Source organism: Bacillus horti (genome assembly GCF_030813115.1).
Lineage (GTDB): Bacteria > Bacillota > Bacilli > Caldalkalibacillales > JCM-10596 > Bacillus_CH > Bacillus_CH horti.
In genome coordinates this window covers 137,411-160,928 of sequence record NZ_JAUSTY010000005.1, presented here as the reverse complement: position 1 = coordinate 160,928, position 23,518 = coordinate 137,411, and the positions used below count along the sequence as shown (strand labels likewise).

Sequence of the window (23,518 nt, the reverse complement as noted above, 5' to 3'; positions counted from 1 at the left end):
GCGACGAAAAATGGAAAAATTGAGAATGGGGCTCATCGGTGTAGGAGGTATTGCTTTAGATCGACATCTTCCTGCCTATCAGGCATTAAAAGATCGTGTTGCGGTAACCGCACTTTGCGATCTTATATTGCCCAGAGTGCAAACGATTGCACGTGATTACTCTATTCCTAATGCTGTTATGAACTACGAAGAATTGTTTCCTTATGTGGATGCAGTGACCATCAGCACACCTAATAAATTTCATGCTGAGATGGCTATTGCCTCACTAAAAGCAGGGAAGCATGTTCTTTGTGAAAAACCCATGGCGATGACAACAAACGAATGTCTTGATATGTTAAGGGCGGCAAAAGAGTCTGGGAAAACCCTATCCATTGCTTATCATTACAGACATACCAAAGAAGCCATTGCAGCCAAAAGACTAATAAGCTCTGGGGAAATTGGCAAGGCCCTGGTAATAAGAGTACAAGCATTGCGTAGGAGAAAGGTCCCTGGCTGGGGAGTATTTACAAACAAAGAATTACAGGGCGGCGGAAGTCTCATTGATTTTGGCTGTCATTTTCTTGATTTAGCTTTATGGCTAATGGATTTCCCTCAAATTACTGAGGTTTCAGGAGCCACCTATAACGAGCTAAGTCGTCAGGAAAATCAGGTGAATCAATGGGGAGCTTTTGATCACCAAAGCTTTGAAGTGGATGATCATGCTACCGCATATATTAGATTCTCTAACGGGGCTACCCTTCTTTTTGAAACATCATGGGCGGCCAATATTGCTGAGGACAAAGAGCAGGTCAGCATTTCTGGAACAGAGGGTGGACTCGATGTGTTTCCACTTACTCTCTATCAAGCCAAAGACGGCATGTTGCTCGATAACTCGGTGAAATGGATACAAGGTGAAGAAAGCCCTGGCATCGCTCAAGCCACTAATTTTATTGACAGCTGTCTAGGCTTAGCAGAGCCTGTTGTTAAACCAGAAGAAGCTTTAATGGTTTCTCAGGTCATAGAGGCTATTTATGAAAGCAGTCAGTCTGGGCAAACGATTCGCTTAAGTGATAATAAACCTGGATCTGCACAGCCTAATGCCTAGGCACTGAACCTTATTCACTATTGATAAATTGATATAGGATTACAATTGGAGGGATTAAAATGAAACTAGGTGTATTTACCGTCTTATTCGCAGAAAAATCTTTTGAAGATATGCTAGACCATGTTAAAGCGGCCGGCTTAGACGCGGTTGAAATTGGCACAGGATGTTACCCTGGTGGAGCACATTGCCCACTTGATGAGCTTTTAGAAAGTAAAGAGAAACGTGATGCATACCTTGAAGCTGTTACTTCAAGAGGATTAATCATTAGTGCTTTTAGCTGTCATGGGAATCCAATCAGTCCAGATAAAAAGTTTGCTCAGGAAAGCGATGACGTGTTACGCAAAACGATCCTGCTAGCAAGCTTGCTTGATGTGCCTGTAGTGAACGCCTTTTCAGGAACAGCTGGCTCTGACGAAAATGCTACGTATCCAAATTGGCCAGTGGCACCTTGGCCAAATGAATATGGCGACATTCTAAAGTGGCAGTGGGAAGAGAAGCTAATACCGTATTGGAAAGGCATTAGTGAAGTGGCAAAAGAGTATGACGTAAAAATTGCCTTAGAGCTGCATGGCGGCTTCCTCGTTCATACTCCTTACACTCTGCTTAAGCTACGTGAGGCTACAAATGAATACATTGGAGCAAACCTTGATCCAAGCCATCTTTGGTGGCAAGGGATTGATCCTGTCGCTGCAATAAAGATTTTAGGGAAGGAAAATGCCATTCATCACTTCCATGCTAAGGACACGTATATTGATCAAGATAATGTAAACATGTACGGTTTAACTGACATGCAGCCGTATGGTAACATACAGACTCGAGCTTGGAATTTCCGTTCTGTAGGCTGTGGACATTCTCTTCAAGAATGGTCAAATATGATTAGTGCTCTTCAAACGTTCGGCTATGATTATGTCATCAGTATTGAGCATGAAGATCCAATTATGAGTATTGACGAGGGCTTCTCACGTGCCGTGACTAATCTAAACAGTGTTCTAATTAAGGAACAACCAGCCAATCTTTGGTGGACATAAGAAATAAAGTTCTGGAAACACAGAAAAGACGCTTCCGAAGCCACGTAGAATATGGGTATGGAGGCGTCTTTATAAGTTTATTTATTCATCCATTATTGCTATAATCTGTTGTTTACATCTATTTGTTACTACATTACTTTTATGTTCTTCTTGAACTCTTTTAAGGTGAGCCGATTATTAATCTCAATCTCTCCTATTTCTTTAAAACCTAGCTTCTCATAGAGCTGAATAGCAGGCTTATTTTTTGCTCCTGTAGAAACGATAAGGCTAGAAGTATTTCTGCTCAATACTGCAAGATGATTGATGAGAATACTGGCTATGCCCTTTCTAAAATGTCCAGGATGAACAACAAGCTTACATATCGTGATGGAAACGGTGTTATCCTGTAGAAGTTCTGTTTCGTAAGCTAGCACACCTATGAGCTCTTCCTCTTCGTACAGTCCGATATACTCTTCCTCAGAATGTTTAAGCTCATTAATCGTTTCCATTAGCGGAGGGATTTGGTCAAACCCAATAAGGTCTGCTTCAATCCTATACGCTTGTTTCTGTATATCTAGAACCTGCTCCGCTATTTTTTGCTCATTTATACATAATCGTTTTATCATTGAATACTCACCAAAATTCCTTCTCTATCTTCTTAATAGCTGCTATTTAATTCACTCTATTTAATTCATTCTACTTACTTTATTTACTCTATAGGTGCATACATTAATCTAATCGAAATTGATGCTTATACTTTCACTAAGCTTTTAACAACGAACTGCCTTGCCTCAAAGCTTTCTAAACCACAGCCTCCTACAGTAACCGTATCACCAATCTGAATCTCAGCTTCATACGCTCCTGAAGTCGCCTGGTCTGTAGTAGAATAATCTATTCTTATCGTCGCCTTCATTTCATCAGCTTCAAGAATAGTAGACTGTTTTTGATAGCCAATCCAAGACCAGCCTTCTTTCATAAATATCTCACGCTCTGCCACTTGCTCAAAAGCCGTTATAGCTCCCCACCCACGATAGTGTCTAGCAAGCTGGGTAGCCTCACCCTTCCTTTCAATTAAAGCGGGTAACAAATCTGGCCTCAGCTGTGCCCAATAACGTCCTTCAGGGAGATCAATAATGGTCGGTGCATGTCTATGTCCACCGAAATGACTTGTTCTCCACGCTCTTAAGCTTAAACTAGGATTAGAGGCATATTTCTCATCAATTTCCTGATACATAGGATAGCCGAATTTTCCACAGCACCGATCATGGCTTCCATGTGTACAGATAAATAAATCTCGATATTCTTCAGTCACTTGATTTGCCTCAAACTGATGCAGCTTCTCGTTATTTTGATTGAGTAAGCTAAGGATCAATTCAATGACCTGCTCTTCTAGAACAAGATATTCCCGCTTTTCAAAATAAGCTAAGGGAAAGGTTGTCCGTGAATAATAGATGATCCTCCTAAAACCAGCTGGTGCCTGAATACGATCCGATGTTATCGAGAGTAATCTTGGAGGCTTTTGACCTGTTCCCTCCTTCTTCACAGCAGAACTCCAAGCCTCTACTAGACCCTGAGGATAATGCTTTGATTCTTCAACCTTATACTCCCACGGTGTTGGAACCTCTACAAACACATACCGTTCATGTGAAGAAGCTGATCCTATCGGGTCTTCATTACTTTGTCTGGAGATGAGGGAGCAATAATTTTTCTCCACCTCACCACTAATCTGATCATATTGTTCGTTTCGTGTATCTGCCATCTGTATCACTCCCTTTTTTCTGGTTACTACGTTTAGTTGTTTTCAATCAATTTTTCATAGATATCCTGGAGGGTTAACTCATTTGCGATTGGACCAAAGCCTTGGAACCACAAATCGTAATCAACTCGATAAACCTGATTATTTTGTACGGCATTAAGCTGCTTCCAAATGCTTAATTCTTGAATAGAAGAATGTGCTTCTTCATGTTCTACCAAAAGAAATATGTGGTCTGGGTTTACTTCTGGAAGCATTTCTATAGATAGAACTTCAAAAGAGGAAGAAGTGTCAGGAAAATGCGATGGCGGAGTCATCCCTAAATCCTCATATAGTACTTCAAAAAGAGAAGGACCGTAATAGCGAAGCTCCTTTTCCATCAAGCGTAAAAACATGACACTTTCATCTCCAATTACCTGTGAAACCTGCTGCTCCAGCTCTACTACTTGGTTATTATACTTTTCGATCAAAGCTTCAGCTTCCTGCTCCTTATCTAGCATTCTAGCAAGAGTTTGAAACGTATCTCTCATTCGTCGAATTCCATCTTCATCAACTACTGGAGCAATTGAAACTGTTGGAGCAATTTGAGTTAATTGGTCATATACGGTTTCTTGATTTTGGCTGGCGATAATAAGATCAGGATCTGACTCAAGTATTAGCTCAAGGTTAGCCTCTGGTATTTGCCATCCTAAGTTCATTGTACCCTGCATATGATCATCTAAATACCATGAAAATTGATCATTATTTGGACCAGCGCTAACAGCAGCACTCGGTACGATACCTAATGAAAGCAAATAATCTGCAATCCACGGATGGAGAACGGCGATTCTTTCTGGCTCTCCTATCACAACAGTTTCCCCAAATAAATGACTTACAGTTCTTTCATTCACTGTTCCTTCTGTTCTTTCAGCTTCTTCTGTTCCTTCGGCGCCCTCGGGGGGCATGCCCGTTGATCCAGCTCTGTTGCTCATAGACCGAATCATTCCGAACAGCTTTTAAGCTAATCCATTCCCTACTATTTTTTAGAACCTTTAATCGATCCAAAACAAAGCTCGAATTGTTCGATGAGACAAATAAATGATCAGGATCATAATGCAACAGATCAGCAAGCTCCACCACTCTGTAATGCTCATCTAGCCCAATACCCTTAGGAGGAGATAATCCAAGCTCTCTATAAAGAACTTCTCCGAATTGACGGCGCCCCCCATAGATTCTTAATTCATCATCTGTTACAACTAGGCTCATGATCGTTTCTCTTTGGCGGTTTGATTTTAAGAGAATTCTGCGTGCTTGCTGTACTTTTGTATGAAAATGGTCTAACCAGGTATTAGCATACTTAGTACGGCCTAGCAGATCAGCTAAATCTGTAAGAACGGCTCTCCAATTATCTTCTAGAATGATATTTAAATTTTGAGGGAGCTGTTCAATCCCTTTGAACGTTTTCATACTTTCGTTTGCTCCTAAAACTAAATCTGGCTGCTCTTTGGCTGATTGAAGCTCCATCATCAGCTGATAGTCAGCAATGATTTTTGTTTCTCTTAATTTATGAGCTAAATAAGGAAGACGACCCATAACTTGATCATTCCCCATATAAGGCACGGTCGCAAATGGAGCTAATCCTAATGCTAACAGATAGTCATTCATATGATGGAAAGTGGTCATAATCCTTTTACTCCGTCTACATTTCATAAATAGGGTTGGAGGAACACCCACGTGCTTCTTAAAGGAACGACTAAAATAAAAGGGATCCTTATAGCCCACCTTACGCGCAAGGCTGTCTAAAGCCTCGTCACTAGATAGCAATTCCTTAGCCCGCTGCATCCGGAGATCTGTTAAATAGTGATTCGGAGGAACACCTACATATCGTTTAAAAATTGTAGAGAAGTTTGTTGTGCTTATTCCAAATCTACTAGCTATTAACTTCATAGAAGTAGGCTCCATGTGGTATTGATCCAGATATGATTTTACAGCCTCTATCACTTCCTTCATCCCACTATGCTCTGTATTAATATGAGTTTCTGTAGCAATCCTATAAAGTAAGTCCTGGAAGTGAATATTTCTTCTCCAAAGGCTCAGAAAATGAGAACTACTGTGTTCCTTCATCATTTGATCGATTAAACGCTTGACCTCAATTGTGTTGTATAGCGGTATCCATTTATTAGTTTGAATGATGGAAGGAGAACCTTGTTTTTCTCCATAAGCTGCTACGTCCTGAGGTACAGTAACACTAAAAGACATCATGTAAAAAGACAATGGGTGACCTGGATCTGCTTTAATGCTAATGTGTGAAAACGGTGGTAAGAAAATCACATGATTTTCATCCACTTGCATGTTAGTCTTCTCCTCCACCATCATGTCGCCCTTTCCAGAATGAAAGAAAAGGAGGGTGAACTCAGCTTTACTCTGATAAAAATAATTTCTTTCAAAGGCATCAATTTGAAGAATATCATGAAGGACAAATTGGGCATTCTGCAAATCTTTTAATCGATCGGGGATTATCATTGTATGTACCACCTCATAGTGAAAACAGGATTATCTAATGAGTAGAAGCTGCACGACGATAATCCTTCATTTTTTGAAAGAATTGTTTGCCTTCTTCTTTTGTAGAAAATGATTTCTTTGGGATAATATGTACTTGGACCTTGCCAATAAAAAGATAAATATTATGCTTATCCTGCTCTATGCTTGAAACCCCATCCCACGAATATTCTGATTGGTTAACCTCTGTGCTTTCCTTAAATCCCGTTTCATTAATTTCAAATGTATGCTCCCCTAATAGTCCTTTACTGCCTTCTACTAGGCTCATAATTCTGTGTTTAATAAAGTAGATTAATATACCGTCCACGACAGCACCTAAAACAATTGAAGCACCAATTCTATACAATAAGGGAATTCCTATAAAAGACAATACAACAAAAATAATGACAGGGAATCCATGAAGGCTTAAAAGCATTGTTGTTCTAGCCTTTGGAATATGAAACATAGTAAATTTATTAAAATTCCAATAATCTTCCTTGGTAATTGTAGCTGCAATCCTCATAATTTTTAACTTCCTCCTACTTAAATAATCCAATAAATAGAAACTATCCATCATGGCTGATCAGGCTATACATACTGAATAGTTACCAACCATGATGGACTTTTTATTACTCAAAGATCCCTTAAATAGTTATCTAGTTTACAAATGAATAATCATCTGTGATATCGCTTAACCTCAAAGATTAATACAAATCAAACATATTAATATCGTGCTTGAGAAATTTCATATACGTAAATACCTGAGAACGATGATGCTGCGCATGTGTCACAATTTCGATCAGCCACTTTAACTGTGTTGAAGCATGGTCTGAGTAGAACGGTTTTGTTGCTTTAGTCAAGAAATCATCATCACTGAGACTAATCATATACTCTTTAAGATCCTTTGTCCCTTGCTCCATAATATTGATCAGCTTTTCAGCGTCTGAAACAGTCTCAATCTCTTTGGCCATCTGAGTAACTTCCGCTTCATTCTTCTCTTGAAGAATAGCTAAGTCCTGTGAAGGAATTAGGACCAAATGCTGCACTAGCTCCTGTAGGCTTCTCATTGTCTCCACCAGACGAAAGCTCCACTCTTCCTCATTGATCTTTTTAATTAATCCAGATGTAGTTCGAACAATCAGGTCTAACTCATCAAACAAGTCCTGCTTCATGATTTTAACCTTATCACTCATCATTTTACCTCCAATTTATGATTATTTTTACTACTGGTTGTCCTTCGTTCCTAATCATAGCATGCCCCAATGACAGTGTTATGTCATCATTAGAATAAGAAGATGAGAAAATACATATTTTATATTAAGGCTCTCATGCGCTCTAGTAAATCACTTATTTGAGCATCTGAGTACAATTCAGATACTAGAACTTCGGCAGGGAGCTCCCATTGCTTCAATTGATCCTCAACATTGTTCTCTCCAACTCGATCCATGTATTCCTTTAGGTATGTATCATTAAAAGATAGCCTAGATTCAGCTTGCTGTAGCCATTGCGGGGCTCCATGAGGGGCAGGAGAAAAGCGCATTAAGCAGGATGTTTTCATTACATCTAGGTACTTATGACCAACCAAAAAATTCGTAAAATCAATGACAACTGGACCTTTTGCAGAAATCATAATATTATCTGGATGAAAATCAAGATGACAAATATATGGATCGTCTGGAAGGTGATCGATCAACTCACGTACTTTGTTTGCTTCATCTCCCGAAAGCTCAGTAAATTCATTTAATCGTTTAAGAATAAATGGCTTCACATTAGTTTGAAGTTCTTCTGCCTCCCTCTCGTGCAGGGCTGCATGTATTTCTGCCAAAAGCTTGCCGTAATAAGTTAAGCTCTCTTGCGTCGCCTCCATCAGCCTTAGCATCGTCTGTCCTTCAATCTTTTCATATACAATCGCTTCTCGTCCATCATCAACCTTTATCACTGAAACCACTTCTGGAGTGCGAATAGATAACCCCATTTGATTAATAATCCTGGCATTATTAGCCTCGTACTCTGCAGCGCCTAAATGATGAAACACCTTGACGACTTCCCTTTCAGACCAATCATAAACGTCTGCTGTTCTTCCCCTTCCCACAAGCTGCCCCATCTGCATCGCAATATCCACCTTTCTTTTCATCTCCAAAGTGATCATAAAAAAAGAAGCCTTTGCCATACTCAGCTTGGCTCCTTTATTATACCATCTTGTTGCTACATTGAAGGCAGTTCTTTTTTAGAAAGATACACTTTTGTCATTAGCATGAGACCCACTATCATTAGAATAGCTACGACTAATGTACCCCAAAAATACGACAGCGTTTCTCCTGTAATCAGAACATTCCCAGCATGATTCGCCAAAAAAGCAGGATTGAAAATCTGCCACTCTTCCCTTAAAACCGTTAATAGCTTCATAATCATTAAAATTAAAATCCCTGTAACGGCTATAGCAGCAGGTCTTACGAGCATAGAACTTAGCATCATAGTTAAAGTTAATATAAACAGTAACCAGATTAGAAAGATGCCTAAAGCGCTTAGAAGATGAAGTATAGGAATACTATTATATAAAAAAGTAACATAATAATACGATACTACGTACCCTACCGTAATAGAGCCCCCAATGATAAGTGCATTTGCTAGCCATTTGCTCATTAAGTAATCCATCAGTGTTGCTGAACGAGTAAGGATAAATGTGAGCATCCCATTATTCTTGTCTGCTGCTACCATACTCATTAAGCTAATGACTAAGACCATGACTCCCAATTGGTCGAACTGATCCTTTAACGTAGAAGCCAAAACCTCCTCACCAGACAATTCAGGAAAAGTAAATGCAAACTCTGCAGGTAAGCCTCCAACCAGCTCTAATATTTGAGGCAAATAATACATGGATAAAGGCTGACTAACACCGAGTAAAATAAATACAATCGGCAGCCATATAATTTTCAGGCTTCTCATTGACTCCAATAGATCGACCTTAAATAACACACTGAAACGCTTCATGCTTCCTTCACCAGCCTTAAAAAAATGTCCTCTAGGCTCTCTTGAATGAATTCAAATTTTTGAACAGCTAGCTTATCTGAATGAATTCTGCTTACAAGCCATTCACGCCCTCGATCAATATCTTTCACTCTAATTCTTACTGACTGACTCGTTAGCTCAATAGATTCAATGATCTCATGGTTGTCTAGCTTTTGTGTCCATTCCTCAATACCAGGGGCTTGAACAACAAAAATAGGCTGCTGTTCATTTCGCAGGAGGTGCTGAATGGGATCATTGGTTAAGAGCTCTCCTTTGTGTAGAATACATATTTTATCACAGAGCTCCTCAGCGTCATGCAAAATATGAGTTGAAAATAATACGGTTGTTTTCTGTTTAATCACTTTTAGAAGGTCAAGCATATCCCTTCTACCAAGAGGGTCAAGAGCAGAAACTGGCTCATCCATGATAAGAAGCTTAGGTTCGTGGATAATAGCTTGTGCTATCCCTAAGCGTTGCTTCATCCCTCCTGAGTACGTTCCAATCCTCTTATCACCTGCCTGCTCTAAGCCAACAAGCTTCAGAAGCTCTGCAATACGAACGCGTAATACATCTTCTTCTATTCCGGACAAACCTCCCATAAAGGAAAGTAGTTCTTTTCCGGTCATCCAAGCATAAAAGGTTGGATGTTGAGGAAGATAGCCGATGTGATCCCTCATTCCTTCATGTTTCTTTCCTTCAAAAAGAATGCTACCTCCAGAAGGCTTAACCATATCAATAAGCATCTTTAGAATGGTTGTTTTGCCAGCCCCATTGGGTCCAAGGAGGGCAACACATTCTCCGGCTTGAATCGTGAAGTTTACTCCTTTGATGACCTCGGTCCGTTTATATTGTTTTCGTAGGTTTTGTATTTCTAGTATGTTCATGTATAACTTTTCCTTCCGATTATAAAATAAATAATTGGCCCCACAATAGTTACTACTAAAATAATGCCTCCCCAAAGTAATTTACTTTCAAAACCACGTTGACTCCGCATTAGATCAATAAGTGCTACAACCATCAGAATAAATTGCAGGATTACAATGGGCATAATAAGAGGTAAAAATTCTATAAACTGATCCCAGCTCAGGTTGTATCCTATATGCATATAAGCTCTCCTTTCTTTAAATTATTATCATTTTATAAAATGATAATATCAATGGTAAATGAATGTGTCAATAGCAGACAAGATACTAGGACTACTATTGACACTAGTTTTTAAGCCTTTTTTATCGAGAACCTTTTTCCTCTCTGTTCTTTAGATCCAACAGCTTATGCTTCAATTCATTTTCCAAAGCAAGGATTTCCTGCTCCGCATGCTGTCTTTTCGCCCGACCATCCTGCTGAATCGTTAACGTTTCTTCAATCGTAGAAATAAGGTTTGAATGTGTCTTTTTCAACGTTTCTAAATCAATAATACCACGTTCATTTTCCTTTGCCGCTTCAATCGTATTCGTTTTAAGCATCTCCGAGTTCTTCAACAGTAGCTCGTTCGTTGTATCAGAGACCTGCTTCTGAGCTTCAAGAGCTTGTCTTTGCCTGAACAATGTAAGAGCAATAGCAATTTGATTTTTCCATAATGGAATAGCTGTCATAATGGAAGATTGTATTTTCTCTGTTAAAGCCTGATTTGTATTTTGAATTAAGCGAATTTGTGGAGCACTCTGTATCGTGATCTGACGGCTTAATTCTAAATCGTGAATCCGTTTTTCTAATCGATTTGCAAACTGAGTTAAGTCATTCACGTCTTGATACGCCATCTGATCATCGGATATCTCAGCTCTTTTGCGCATGGCTGGAAGATCCTTTTGATATAGCTCATCTAGCTTAACCTGAGCAGCTGCAATGTACACATTTAATGCATGGAAATAATCTTTATTTTGATCGTATAACTTTTCCAGCATATTGATATCCTCAATCAACGTTTGCTTGGAATGATTAAGCTTGACACTAATTCGATCAACCTGAGCACCTATCTTTTGATACTTTGATAATGTTTCATTAATAGATCGAGAGATTCTACCGAACAAGCGAGAAATGAAATTTCCACGGTCTGCCTGTAGCTCATCTGGATTCGTTTGCTGTAGTCTTTTCATTAAATCATTAAGAATGTCTCCAATAGCCCCTACATCCTTTTTCTGCACATGATCCAGCATTGCATGAGAGAAATTCAACAGCTTTGACTGTGCCTCTGTTCCATAGGACATAATCGCTTGGTGATTCGTAGGATCGATTTGAGCTGAGATTTCCAACGCTCTTTTTCTGCTCTCCTCAGGAAGCTTATGAATAAGACGATTCGTCTGCTCTGGCTGATCCTCTTTCTTTTTTTCTATCGATCTTTCTCCATTTAGGTCAAGCTCTTCAGTTGTCCCAAATGGGTTCGCTAGTAAATCCTCTAACTCATTTCCTGATTCTCTTTTCCACGTTTCCTGCTTATTTTGCTCCTTCATTCTCGGATCTCCTTTCCTTCTGTGGAGGTGCCCATGTTGATAGTGAGTGTTTGGCTACATCTATCTCAAATTTCAAATGATCTATATCCTTGGAAAGGACATTGTACAAATCCTTTTCAACCGTTTTAATCAATTGATCAATCATGCTTCTTGTTTCTTTTAATGAATTTCTTATCTTGCTATTGTCCACCGCTTGTGCCGCTAAAAAAGAATGCTTTTCCGTTAATTCAACCATCGAGTCTAGATGGTAAAAAAAGAAACGCTCTGCCTGATAAAATCTCTTTGGCTCTCTTTTAACAATCACATAAATCTTCCTGACTAATTTATTTACAGCTAACGTTTGACGAAAGGATCTAAAGCTACGCACCTGGAAAAATGTTCGCTGAATACGCTTTATCTTCCCTTTTGCTTCACGTAAATTCTGTTTAATATACGTATACTCTGTTCTTGTTAGGCCATTTCGCTTTAAGAAAATGACGTGAGCTATGAGCTGTAATAGGAGAAAAACTCCAAGTCCTCCCAATGCTGCATAGCCAACCGACACCCAAAATGGAAATCCCATTCCGAAAAACAAGACCATCCAAGTGACAGAACTGATTGAGCCTGCTATAGCTATTCGTAACAGTACATAAAGATACTTCATAGTGGATCGACTCCTACCTGATCGATTTCCTTATTCATACGATCATTTATAAAAATGGTTCCAAACTTTCTGTTCTCCTTTTATTATAAAGAAAATATTAGATCTTTCATAGGTCTAGAGACTGATTATAGCTCAGACAAATGATGCAGTTTCCTCTATTTCCACTTATTCCACCTAAAATCTAAGTACATATCACGTCTTTCCTTTATATCAAATTAACACATAATAGCTAAAGATTAGAATAAAAAAAGCAACCAACCCTGAAGTTGGAAGCTTATATGATCTTTTATAGCTTGTCAAAAACATCTGTCAATATTGGAATAATTTGCGACTTCCTAGATACTACACCTTTTAACAACGCTATGTTATTTTCAAGCTTAACATCGTACCCTTGCTCTACAGCATGAGCCTTATCTCCTAATGCAAGAGCAATGGAATCATTGTTCAAAATGTCAGTAATTACAAAAAGAAATAAATCTAGTCCTTTTTTACTAATCACGTCTTTTAACTCTGCTTCAATATCGGCCTGTAAAGAAAGAATATCCGCCGTATCTACCGCATTCACCTGAGCAACCTCAAGCTTATAGCCTCCCAATTGAAACTCTTTAGAGTCAATAGTAATTAGGTCAGCAGCTGTTTTCCCACTTAAATCGGCACCAGCTTTAAGCATGTCTAACCCGTATTTCTCTGCGTCAACTCCCGCTATTTCGGCCAGTTCTTTAGCGGCTGCTACATCCTCCTCTGTACAGGTAGGTGACTTAAATAATAAGGAGTCAGAAATAATAGCAGATAGCATTAATCCAGCAATATCCTTTGGTATGGCGACACCTTTTTCCTTGTATAGCTTCTTAAGGATTGTTGCGGTACACCCCACAGGTTCAGCTCTGTAATATAACGGAGAGCTCGTTTCAAAGTTTGCAATTCTATGGTGATCAATAACCTCTATAACTTGTACCTGATCTACATCAGCAACACTTTGCTGACGTTCATTATGGTCGACTAAAATAACCTGCTCTACCTCATTAGCGACCGTTTCAACCAATCTAGGTGCTTCTATATTGAAGAAATCTAAAGCGTATTGTGTTTCACCACTAACAGCGCCTAAACGAACCGGTTCAGCGTCCCACCCTAAGCTTTTTTTCAAATCTGCATACGCAATTGCTGAGCAGATCGTATCCGTGTCTGGATTCTTATGTCCGAAAATTAACGTTTTTTTCATCTCTCATTACCTCGTTACTTCAGATTTGGAGAGGCTGATTAATCATCATAGGCTTCTGGATACCATTATATCATCCAACATATCCTTTATAAGTGGATAGCTTGTCCTCTCATCTAAGATTATAACTTGAATTTCCTATCATTCACAGTCCTTTTCTCAATTAAATGTCATTCGTTAATTGATCCTTTATTCTTTCGATAGCTTCTTGATGATACTTTAGATTTTGAACAAAATCCTCATATGTAAGGCTCTGACTTTTCGCAATGGAGCCATCTACAATTTCATAACCCGTAACATTCTCCCTTTCCTCTTCTATTAACTCTCTGAAATGTTCAAGCTCAAGGGCATACATGCCTGAAACCTCTTCAAGCTGAAAGGTGAATTTAGGAAAATGCTGATCCATATACAAATACACGTAACAAAATTCTCGATCTATGTGTTTACCTTTTGTGAGATCCCAACGAATAATTCCTAAAGAAACCATTTGTTCAATGCTTAAGCTTAAACCGATTTCTTCCTCCACTTCTCTTATCCCGTCTTCTATCTCCTCATTGTCAAGAATATGACCGGCTGCTGTTATATCTAGTAAATTGGGTGAATCCTTTTTTACAGCAGCTCTTTTTTGAAAAAGAAGATACGTCTTACCCTCTTGTTGAACGACAATCCAGCAATGAAACGTGTGATGCCATAAGCCTTGTCGGTGAATCTCCTCTCTACTTTCAACTCCTATGTATTCCATGTTTTCATTAAAAAATTTGAGCTTTTCCGTTTCCATATGGTTCATCTCCTATTCATAAAACTAGATTTATGCTGAAATAATTTTTGTTGGTCTCACAATAGTTTACCTACTTTGTCTATTGTACCATCATACAGAACTGGATGATCTAGATAAAAATACGAAAATTATACTTCCCTCTCTTTAAATATAGTATGATTTTGATATATATTAACCTTGCACCATGTCTTTACAAGAAACTCAGCATGAAAGGAAGTTCTACGTGATTGATACGTTACTCTTAAATTTTCTCTTTCTTCATTTTCCAGTATTACTTTTTCTGATCTTTTTTGAGAATAGATCTTTTTCGTATAATAAATATATTTTTGTTTTCTTAGCGTCTATTCCTATGGTATTATGCATGGCCTTTCCAATCGATATGATTAATGGCTTTATTTTCGATTTTCGTTATGTACCTTTTGTCATTGTAGCTCTTTATGGTGGTTATAAGTTTGCCTTTCCGCTGTACATTGTACTAAACATCTATCGTTTGATCATAGGTGGTGAAGGAGTATTGCCATCTTTTTTGTTTTCTACAACTATTTTTGCTATTCTCCCGTACTTCAGCCAGTACTTTATCAAACTGACATCTAAAAAAAGAATTATCTGTGCTACCATCGCATCCTTTTTAACCATATTATTTTATCTAGCAACCCTTACTTCATTTTTCCAAGAATTTAATCAGGAATTTTGGGCTATCTCCTTGTATGCTCTAGTAACCTACGTTATCGTGAGCACTATTATTATGGTCCTTATTGAGAAAATTATATATAACAGCAAAGCACGGGAGGCCTTACTCCGTGCTGAAAGAATAGATGATATCAGTGAGTTATCAGCTAGTGTTTCTCATGAAATCAAGAATCCATTAACGGTAACGAGCGGCTTTCTCCAGCTATTAAATCAGTCAGAGACAATCACAGCGGATGAAAAAAGATATATCCAGTTTTCCCTCTTAGAGTTAAAAAGAGCTGAGAAGATTGTAAACGACTTTATTGCCTTTGCTAAGCCGCAGTCGGAAAATATGGTGTACTCTAACTTTAAGGAAGAAACGGAGTATGTAAAAAACATTATTACTCCCTATGCGAATATGCATCGTGTTGATATTGAGTTTTATTTTGATAACGATCTCAAAACGTATTATGACAAGAATCAGGTTCAGCAGTGCTTAATAAATCTCTATAAAAACGGGGTTGAATCAATGAAGCAAAGCGGCGGAACTCTTTATGTTTCCGTTACCGAACAGAGGAAAACAATAGTATTTGAGGTTAGTGATCAAGGGGACGGGATGACTCAGGAAGAAATCATGACATTAGGAAGACCTTATTACTCTACAAAAAAAGAAGGAACAGGACTAGGAATGCTAATGATTTATAGTACCGTCAATAAGCTAAAAGGGAAGATTGAAGTAAGCAGCGAAAAAGGAAAAGGAACCACATTTATGATTGCTATTCCTGTCCAGAAGCCTACTTTGTAATCCCTAATCTTTGCTTAGCTCTCAGTTAGACTTTGCTTCATAAGCTTCGCAATTTCTATATCCTGCTGGTTGCTACTTTTGGAAAGCTGTTCAATGACTCTCTTTTGACGCTCAGTTGAATGATTTTGACTGAGCTTCCATTTCCCCTCCCATTTCGTAACCTGTATCTGAAAAGCTACAATACCCTGTAGCAAGCCGGCCATACTTTTCTCTGACACTGTTTTCTTTAGATCCAAATCCGGGTCATAAAACGCAACCGTCTTATCCATGGTCTCTACTATTTTTTCCGCCTCTTGAATCACTTCAAGCTTTCCATACACATGTACAGCCGTATAATTCCATGTTGGAACCGTGTTATCCTCCTCGTACCAGCTAGAAGAAATATAGCTATGGGGACCATGAAAAATTGCTAATACCTCTACTCCATTAGCATGCTGCCATTGTTGATTAGCTCTCGCTACATGACCGATAAGCTGATTAGTTTCAGCATCGTAAAGTAAGGGAAGATGTGTCCCCTCTATCTTCTTTTCATCTAAGCTAAGAAGGACCCCAAAACTATTTTGAGCAATAAAATCTTGAAGTACGTCTTGATCAGTTACCTGAAACGCCTTTGGAGTATACACAGTCATTGCTCCTCTCAACATGATCTAAAAAATTAGCTATTAAAAATCATTTTACTCTAGCTTTCATATAAATCATACTCTTTTCTGAGCTTAAAATTTGAAGATAACACGGTATCAAATTTAATACTTTCTTTTACGTTAAAAAAGACATTTCTAGCTGCAATTATAGTACTTACTGCGTCATAGTACCTACTGCTAAAAATGTCTTTAATATTCTCTAGCTTATGTTTTAAGTTCAACTTTCCTTTGCCTTATTTATACCTCTACCCCAAGCTTTTTGTTCTTCTCTTTAAACCGCTCATTATGTGAAGATACATAGGCAACCTTCTCAGCCTCAGGATCAATATAAAGCTTGGCACTATTTAATGCATTCACTCCGTCTACAAACGTTCCAGCAATGAGTCTTACTTTACTTGCATGTGTCACTAAATCCCCAGCACCGAACACTCCCGGAATATTCGTTTCCATCTTCTCATTGACGGCCAGCAAACCATCCTGCAGCTCTAAGCCCCACTTCATAAGCGGACTTAAATCCCCACGCATTCCGTGGTTGACAATAACAGCATCCACTTTTAAGCGCTCCTGTTTTCCGCTTTCCATCTCCGTGATCGTTACTTCCTCAATGCTCGAACCGTTTCCATGTAGCTCACTCAATGCGAATGGAGTCCGAACATCCACACTCGCCTTCATTCTCTCTACATTTTTTTCATGACCTCCAAAAAGATCACGTCGATGAACAACTGTCACATCAGCAATTGGAGCTAGCTCATTGGCCCAATCAACCGCAGAGTTTCCGCCACCTGAGATAACAACCTTTTTACCACGGAATATCTCCAGCTCCTGTACCGTATAATGCAAATTGGTCACCTCGTAACGATCGGCCCCTTCAATTTCAAGCTTTGCCATCTTAGGAATCCCATGCCCCATCGCCAGAATAACCGTTTTCGTAAGATGTCTTTCTCCAGTGTTTGCTGTAAGAATAATATGACCGTTCTCAGCCCTTTCAAGATCTACCACTTGCTGCCCTAATACAATTGTTGGCTCAAAGGTTTTAGTCTGCTGCTCAAGCTGAGCAACAAGGTTTTCGCCCATTGTCGGGGTTAGGCCTCCCACATCCCAAATCATCTTCTCTGGATAAAGTAAAATTTTCCCTCCGAGCCTCGGGTTGAACTCGATAACCTTTGTTTTTAAATCACGCATGCCACTATAAAAAGCGGTATACATCCCTGCCGGACCTCCGCCTATAATCGTTACATCAAACAGCTCTAAATCATTAGACATCTTTATTCCTCCACTCTATCTCAGACTCTCACATCTATATAAACCGTTTTTATGAGAATGATTATCATTACGAGTTAATTGTAAACTAAAAAAACCGTCTTTTCAACGGCTTTTCAGGTGAATAGATAGGATTTTTTGCAATTTTTTATTTCGTTCATGAAATCGCCTATATTTCTACGAGTTACTTTCCTTGTTCAAATCGTGATTGACGGCAAAACTAAAGCTAACCTTAACCAGATACAATAGTAAAAAGATAGTTAGCCATATGGGAAGGGCTTCGCTAAACATAAGGAGAAGGACAACACCAAACATGGATATCGCCCCTGCTATTAGGCGGTGACTTGTATAGACGGATAAGAAGTTAATGATCAATGCTGCCACAATCGTGTAACCCCATACGACCAAACAAAGAAGAAAGTAATCGTTAATCAGCCATGAAAGAATAAGTGGCTGAATGTGAAGCCCAATAAAAACCAGCCTTGCTTTTGAGCTTCCTAGATAATAGCTATTTGTAGAGGATGAAAAGTTAGCGACTACTCCTCCAGTAATATCAATAAAGACAAAAATTATAAGTACATTTCTCCATCCTGCTAGGGTATTCCATTCAAAATCAGTAAATAGTAAAAGTAAAATAGTGCTAAACATGCTGAATATAAGAGTAGTATAAAGCTCTATATATGAAATTTTTTTCCCAAAAAGCTCCTGTAGGGATGAGGGTACTAACCAATATCTATTCCTAGACTCCTGCATTTTTCCGCTCTCCTTTAACTATTTTCTCTAATAACTCACCAGTAAAAACAAACCAATCAATCGGTCAGTTTTATTGCAATACTACCTTACATCTTATCTTCCCATTACTGTACTGATCTAAATTACATCTCATCAGCGTCACTTACTCAATAAAGTAATTATACTGTTGGTATATTGACTCCAAGCTTTCTCAAACCGTTCGCTATCTTCATAGAGTAAAGAATGCAATCCCAATCCATCTAACAACGGTAAAAGAAGTACTGCTACAGAATGTATTGTTTCCTTACTAGCTTCAGGAGAATATTTCGTAAGCTGTGCAACAAAAAAAGCTAATGTTTGATCCGAATATGTCAGCATTTTCTTCTTAATACTTGGTTGAAACAGCCCTTCATGTAAAAAACAAAAGAATGCTCTAAATACGACGGATTGCGATTTAGAAGCACCGAAAAGAGAATCTCCTAGCATAGATAGAAACTGCTCTACATTTTGATGCTCCTGTAAATCAAAGCTTTTATACAGCTCCTCAAACAATAGATCCAATGTGGCTAACAGGATATCATCTGTTGTCTTAAAATGGTGAAAAATTGTACTCTTACTTATACTACTTCTATCGGCTATTTTTGCCGTAGATACTTCCTTTAAGCCTTGAAGAGCAATCAGCTGGATCGTTTCATTTAGAATCTTGTTCTTTGTTTGCTCCCCTTTAACCTTACGCTGATCTGGACCTAGTGCACTCATTCTGATCTCTCCTCTTATAACAAATATCTTCGCACCTTGCGCGGTCCCCAGTGCACTGTGTTACACTACATGATGGCGGTCGGATGACCACATGTTAATGTTCAGTTACAGTCTACATTATAATAGTAACCGACCAATCGGTCAATATTCTTTAAAAAGAAAAGTCGCTTTCCACTAAGCAACCTCTCCTTCTATACCAGTCCGTTCAGACATGCTTAAGATGCTGCAGAGTCTGGATAAATATTTCCTCCACATGGCTGTCATCTAACGAGTAATAAACCGTTTTTCCAACCTTTCTTCTTTTCACAATCCTAAGGTTTCGCAGTAAGCGTAGCTGATGAGATACGGCAGATTGACCCATTCCTAACACTTCACTTATGTCATGAACACATAGCTCGCTTTGAAGCAAGGCATGAATCATTTTAACTCGAGTTGGGTCACCAAGGGCCTTAAAGATATTTGCTAATTCAGTAACAGCAGCATCATCTAGAAGCTTTTGTCCGATCGATTGAACATCCACCTTTGTCCCTTTACAAGTTTCCTCACATGCGTCCTGCTCTCGAAGTGTCTCCTTCATTTTCCCACCACCAAACATATCAAAATCAGAATGATTCCATATTACATTATAGGAATCGACTCCTCTTATTATACCATATGACTATTTTTTAGGAAGAACATTGACTTTTTGATTTTTCAATGCATATAATGAACTTATCATATGAATAAGTGCTCATATATTATCAAGATATCAATACAATAGTTTCTCTGAAGTAAAAGGAGTGATACGAGATGGAGAAGAGCGTAGAGAAAGTAAAGGAGAGCTTCTTTCTAGAGGGTCTTGACTGTGCAAACTGTGCACTAAAGATTGAGGATGGAGTCAAAAAAATTGAGGGAATTACAGCTAGCTCTGTCAACTTCGTAACAAAAACCCTCACTGTTGAAGCGGATGAACCTGTAAACCCTTCTTGGGTATCAGATATTAAGAAAAAGGTGAAAATGATAGAGTCACACGTTACTGTAGTGGAACAAAATAACAGCACATTCTCAGGAGGACAGCGCGTGGACTCAACTGACCAATCATCTGAGATAAAAAATCAAAAGCTTCAACGTTTAGATTCAAAAACCAAAACATTACTACTTAGAATCATTAGTAGTATTGCCTTATTAGCATTTGGCCTTATTGCTCCACTTACAGGGCTCGTTGAATTTGGCGTATTTACTGTTGCTTACATCATTATAGGAGGCGACATCGTAGCCAAAGCCGCACGTAATATCGTTAGAGGAAGGGTGTTCGACGAGAACTTCCTAATGTCTATTGCCACAATAGGGGCTTTCATTATCCAGCAATACCCTGAAGGAGTAGCCGTTATGCTCTTCTATCAGGTTGGAGAGATGTTTCAAGGGATCGCGGTCAATCGCTCCCGCAAATCAATCACTGCCTTATTAGATATTCGACCAGACTATGCTAACCTTCAGGTTGGAAATGAAATAAAAGTGGTTTCACCAGAAAATGTTCGCATCGGTGATACTATTATAGTTAAACCCGGAGAAAAGGTTCCTCTAGATGGAAAGGTCTTAAAAGGCACGTCCTCTGTTGACACATCTGCTTTAACAGGAGAATCAATCCCACGTGATGTAGAGCCAGGAGCAGACATCTTGAGTGGCTTTATCAACAAAAATGGTGTGCTGACCATTGAGGTTGTGAAGGGCTTTGGAGAATCAACCGTTTCGAAAATTTTAGACTTAGTTCAGAACGCTAGTAGTAAAAAAGCTCCAACGGAAAACTTTATAACCCGTTTTGCTCGATACTACACACCTGTTGTTGTCGCACTTGCTCTTCTTCTCGCCGTATTACCTCCACTATTAATTAGCGGAGCAACTTTCTCGGAGTGGACATACAGAGCATTAGTATTCCTTGTAATCTCCTGCCCATGTGCACTAGTTGTATCCATTCCTCTAGGCTTCTTCGGTGGGATTGGAGCTGCATCGAAAAACGGTATTTTAGTAAAAGGCAGTAATTATCTTGAAGCCTTAAATCATGTCAAGTACGTTGTATTTGATAAAACCGGAACTTTAACAAAAGGTGTTTTTACGGTCACAGGGATTCATCCAACCACTTCTATTACTAAAGATGATTTACTTAAGTATGCTGCTCATGCAGAAGCACATTCGAATCACCCGATTGCTGAATCTCTTCGCTCTACATTCGGCAAAGAAATTCAAACTGAAGCGATTCAAGATTACAACGAAATATCTGGTCATGGCATTCAGGCGGTCATAGAAGGGAAGGAAGTTCTTGCAGGAAATGCGAAGCTCATGCTCAAAGAGAACATCCCCTTCACCCAGCCTGATGAAGTAGGAACGATTGTGCATATCGCTATTGATAGGGAGTATGTTGGTTACATCGTCATCTCTGATGAAGTTAAGAATGATGCTACCTCAGCGATTCGTTCTTTAAAGTCACTAGGGATCAAACAAACTATGATGCTTACTGGAGACTCTAAAAAGGTCGGTGAAACGGTAGGAGCTACACTTGGTATAGATACCGTACACGCTGAGCTTTTACCACAGCACAAAGTAGAACAAATTGAAGCACTTGATCAGCAAAAATTAGCAAAAGAAAAAATCGCCTTCGTTGGCGACGGAATTAACGATACACCTGTACTAGCACGATCTGATGTGGGTATTGCAATGGGTGGTCTAGGTTCAGATGCTGCGATCGAAGCAGCTGACATCGTCATAATGAACGATGAACCTTCTAGGCTCGCCTCTGCTATCACCATAGCCAAAGGCACTAGAAGAATCGTATGGCAGAACATTATTCTAGCATTATGGGTAAAAGCCGTTTTTCTAGTGTTAGGAGCATTCGGTATTGCTACAATGTGGGAAGCCGTCTTCTCAGACGTAGGCGTTACATTGATTGCCGTCTTAAACGCAATGCGTGTACTTAAAATTAATGCGTAGAAGCATATGCTAATACACGATCATTAGCCTTGAAAAATGTCATACGCAGATTCTAGGCGCAACGTAATACGACAGCTAACGCACGTTAAATATAAGTTAAAAGGAAGGGATTTATGCCCCCTTCCTTTCCTATGTATGTATATTTTATGAATGTCTAAAATCCACAGGATCGCCTCTTTCTAGTCTATCCACTGGGAAAACACACCTTTTATATATTAATACCACTCAAAATTTTTTTATTATGCTCCTTATTTTAGAAAAGTCACTTATTCTGGACTAATATCTTTATCAATAAAAATTAAAAAGGCATGCTAGGTATACATGAATTTTGCATTAATTTTATGTTAACTTAACCATTACCTACTACTATAATAAAATCATGACCAGTATTCCAGACGCATTATAGACTTTTACAGGTACAGTAGCAGAGAAAAAGGTACGAACAACACCAGTAGAAGAAATAGTTATCCATGTGCTATCATAGACATACCTAAAACCAGGTTGATAAGGAAGTTGGTAACCATTAAAGAATGTAGGTAGTGTAATTAACTGGGGTTGTTTTGCTTCTACTTATGAAGCGCTAAAAATTCCTTCTCCCCTCCAGAAAATTGTAAACCAATACATAATGTAATTACTAAGATGGAAGAAATCAATGTTTTTCTAAACATAATTAGTCCTCCTTTCCTAGTTTTCAATTTACTTCTAAATCATTATAACCTTTTTCTTCCACCCTTTCAACCAAAATTCCTTTACACTTCTTCACTTTGTTTACTACTTTTAGAGTTTGAAAGTTGATTCATTTGCAGTGGTAAACCTGCTCCAGTTTCAAGATGTAGTAAATTTAATATCTCATTTGTGTTCTCTGATAGACCATCTAAGTTATTTTTTGGAATAGGTCTTTGATAGTTTTCCGTCCTAGAAGACTCTACCTCATCATGTGCCTTTACCTCACTTAATAAAATTTTATCTCCCTTAGGGCTTACTATATACTGACGAACATAGCCCCCTTCTCTAGTCGTAACCAGTTTCCCTTTACTACTTTCTTCTTTTTCTTGCTTTTCTAAGAGAGTTGACTTAAAAAGCTCTTTATTCTTCACAGATGTTGTTTGTAGCCCGAGAAATTTGTTATTGACAGAAAGATTAATTTTCATAAAACCCTTCCTTTCAATATAGATATATTCTTATTTATTATATCGGTAATTTTCTTACATAATTTCAACATATTTTCTAAAAA

The 23,518-nt window shown here is 38.6% G+C and carries 24 protein-coding genes; 4 read left to right on the top strand and 20 right to left on the bottom strand.

What is annotated here, in order from left to right; all coding sequences use genetic code 11:
* Nucleotides 1–10: 10 nt before the first annotated feature.
* Together J2S11_RS07475 and J2S11_RS07470 are read left to right on the top strand one after the other, a co-directional pair.
* Nucleotides 11–1,084: a Gfo/Idh/MocA family protein gene (locus J2S11_RS07475; protein WP_307392917.1), complete on the top strand. Its 1,074-nt coding sequence runs from the start codon at nt 11–13 to the stop codon at nt 1,082–1,084.
* 59 nt (nt 1,085–1,143) lie between these two features.
* Nucleotides 1,144–2,112: a sugar phosphate isomerase/epimerase family protein gene (locus tag J2S11_RS07470; protein ID WP_307392914.1), complete on the top strand. Its 969-nt coding sequence runs from the start codon at nt 1,144–1,146 to the stop codon at nt 2,110–2,112.
* Nucleotides 2,113–2,240: 128 nt separating this feature from the next.
* On the opposite strand, the gene J2S11_RS07465 is transcribed toward J2S11_RS07470, so the two are convergent.
* From J2S11_RS07465 to J2S11_RS07400, 14 genes are all read right to left on the bottom strand, one after another.
* Nucleotides 2,241–2,717, bottom strand: coding sequence for a GNAT family N-acetyltransferase (locus J2S11_RS07465; RefSeq protein ID WP_307392912.1), 477 nt, complete (start codon nt 2,715–2,717; stop codon nt 2,241–2,243).
* 125 nt (nt 2,718–2,842) lie between these two features.
* A complete protein-coding gene (locus J2S11_RS07460) occupies nt 2,843–3,850 on the bottom strand; it encodes a sucrase ferredoxin (protein ID WP_307392911.1) in 1,008 nt (335 codons plus the stop codon).
* Between the two features lie 32 nt (nt 3,851–3,882).
* Nucleotides 3,883–4,815, bottom strand: a complete 933-nt coding sequence (locus J2S11_RS07455) for an ABC transporter substrate-binding protein (RefSeq protein WP_307392909.1) — start codon at nt 4,813–4,815, stop codon at nt 3,883–3,885.
* On the bottom strand, nt 4,751–6,346 hold the full coding sequence (locus tag J2S11_RS07450; protein ID WP_307392905.1) for an AraC family transcriptional regulator: 1,596 nt from the start codon (nt 6,344–6,346) through the stop codon (nt 4,751–4,753). Before J2S11_RS07450 ends, J2S11_RS07455 begins: the two co-directional genes overlap by 65 nt.
* A gap of 34 nt (nt 6,347–6,380) precedes the next feature.
* Nucleotides 6,381–6,884 carry a YcxB family protein gene (locus J2S11_RS07445; protein ID WP_307392903.1) on the bottom strand — a complete coding sequence of 168 codons (504 nt, stop codon included), beginning with the start codon at nt 6,882–6,884 and terminating at the stop codon, nt 6,381–6,383.
* A 181-nt stretch (nt 6,885–7,065) separates the two neighbouring features.
* Complete coding sequence (locus J2S11_RS07440; protein WP_307392899.1) at nt 7,066–7,554, bottom strand: DinB family protein; 489 nt, start codon at nt 7,552–7,554, stop codon at nt 7,066–7,068.
* 119 nt (nt 7,555–7,673) lie between these two features.
* A complete protein-coding gene (locus J2S11_RS07435) occupies nt 7,674–8,531 on the bottom strand; it encodes an aminoglycoside phosphotransferase family protein (protein ID WP_307392896.1) in 858 nt (285 codons plus the stop codon).
* A gap of 35 nt (nt 8,532–8,566) precedes the next feature.
* Complete coding sequence (locus tag J2S11_RS07430; protein ID WP_307392894.1) at nt 8,567–9,352, bottom strand: hypothetical protein; 786 nt, start codon at nt 9,350–9,352, stop codon at nt 8,567–8,569.
* On the bottom strand, nt 9,349–10,254 hold the full coding sequence (locus J2S11_RS07425) for an ABC transporter ATP-binding protein (RefSeq protein ID WP_307392892.1): 906 nt from the start codon (nt 10,252–10,254) through the stop codon (nt 9,349–9,351). The genes J2S11_RS07430 and J2S11_RS07425 overlap by 4 nt, the downstream gene beginning before the upstream one ends.
* Entirely contained in the window at nt 10,251–10,475 is a 225-nt protein-coding gene (locus J2S11_RS07420) for a PLD nuclease N-terminal domain-containing protein (protein ID WP_307392890.1), read from the bottom strand. Before J2S11_RS07420 ends, J2S11_RS07425 begins: the two co-directional genes overlap by 4 nt.
* Before the next feature lie 121 nt (nt 10,476–10,596).
* Entirely contained in the window at nt 10,597–11,817 is a 1,221-nt protein-coding gene (locus J2S11_RS07415) for a toxic anion resistance protein (protein WP_307392888.1), read from the bottom strand.
* On the bottom strand, nt 11,801–12,460 hold the full coding sequence (locus J2S11_RS07410; RefSeq protein ID WP_307392886.1) for a 5-bromo-4-chloroindolyl phosphate hydrolysis family protein: 660 nt from the start codon (nt 12,458–12,460) through the stop codon (nt 11,801–11,803). Before J2S11_RS07410 ends, J2S11_RS07415 begins: the two co-directional genes overlap by 17 nt.
* A gap of 286 nt (nt 12,461–12,746) precedes the next feature.
* The gene (locus tag J2S11_RS07405; RefSeq protein WP_307392885.1) at nt 12,747–13,679 is read right to left on the bottom strand and encodes a manganese-dependent inorganic pyrophosphatase; all 933 of its coding nucleotides are present in this window, start codon (nt 13,677–13,679) and stop codon (nt 12,747–12,749) included.
* Between the two features lie 160 nt (nt 13,680–13,839).
* Nucleotides 13,840–14,454: an NUDIX hydrolase gene (locus J2S11_RS07400; protein ID WP_307392883.1), complete on the bottom strand. Its 615-nt coding sequence runs from the start codon at nt 14,452–14,454 to the stop codon at nt 13,840–13,842.
* 223 nt (nt 14,455–14,677) lie between these two features.
* Between J2S11_RS07400 and J2S11_RS07395 the strand changes: the two genes are divergently transcribed.
* Nucleotides 14,678–15,928: a sensor histidine kinase gene (locus J2S11_RS07395; protein WP_307392880.1), complete on the top strand. Its 1,251-nt coding sequence runs from the start codon at nt 14,678–14,680 to the stop codon at nt 15,926–15,928.
* A gap of 14 nt (nt 15,929–15,942) precedes the next feature.
* On the opposite strand, the gene J2S11_RS07390 is transcribed toward J2S11_RS07395, so the two are convergent.
* The 5 genes from J2S11_RS07390 to J2S11_RS07370 form a co-directional block, all read right to left on the bottom strand.
* Complete coding sequence (locus J2S11_RS07390) at nt 15,943–16,551, bottom strand: FMN-binding negative transcriptional regulator (protein WP_307392879.1); 609 nt, start codon at nt 16,549–16,551, stop codon at nt 15,943–15,945.
* 255 nt (nt 16,552–16,806) lie between these two features.
* Nucleotides 16,807–17,832: an NAD(P)/FAD-dependent oxidoreductase gene (locus J2S11_RS07385; protein WP_307392877.1), complete on the bottom strand. Its 1,026-nt coding sequence runs from the start codon at nt 17,830–17,832 to the stop codon at nt 16,807–16,809.
* A 174-nt stretch (nt 17,833–18,006) separates the two neighbouring features.
* Nucleotides 18,007–18,582, bottom strand: a complete 576-nt coding sequence (locus J2S11_RS07380; RefSeq protein WP_307392875.1) for a hypothetical protein — start codon at nt 18,580–18,582, stop codon at nt 18,007–18,009.
* 138 nt (nt 18,583–18,720) lie between these two features.
* Complete coding sequence (locus tag J2S11_RS07375) at nt 18,721–19,320, bottom strand: TetR/AcrR family transcriptional regulator (protein ID WP_307392873.1); 600 nt, start codon at nt 19,318–19,320, stop codon at nt 18,721–18,723.
* A 205-nt stretch (nt 19,321–19,525) separates the two neighbouring features.
* Nucleotides 19,526–19,897 carry an ArsR/SmtB family transcription factor gene (locus J2S11_RS07370; RefSeq protein WP_307392871.1) on the bottom strand — a complete coding sequence of 124 codons (372 nt, stop codon included), beginning with the start codon at nt 19,895–19,897 and terminating at the stop codon, nt 19,526–19,528.
* Between the two features lie 212 nt (nt 19,898–20,109).
* Here J2S11_RS07370 and J2S11_RS07365 point away from each other — a divergent pair, with 212 nt between their 5' ends.
* Nucleotides 20,110–22,284, top strand: a complete 2,175-nt coding sequence (locus tag J2S11_RS07365; RefSeq protein WP_307392869.1) for a heavy metal translocating P-type ATPase — start codon at nt 20,110–20,112, stop codon at nt 22,282–22,284.
* Nucleotides 22,285–23,033: 749 nt separating this feature from the next.
* On the opposite strand, the gene J2S11_RS07360 is transcribed toward J2S11_RS07365, so the two are convergent.
* Nucleotides 23,034–23,435, bottom strand: coding sequence for a hypothetical protein (locus tag J2S11_RS07360; RefSeq protein ID WP_307392867.1), 402 nt, complete (start codon nt 23,433–23,435; stop codon nt 23,034–23,036).
* Between the last annotated feature and the right edge of the window lie 83 nt (nt 23,436–23,518).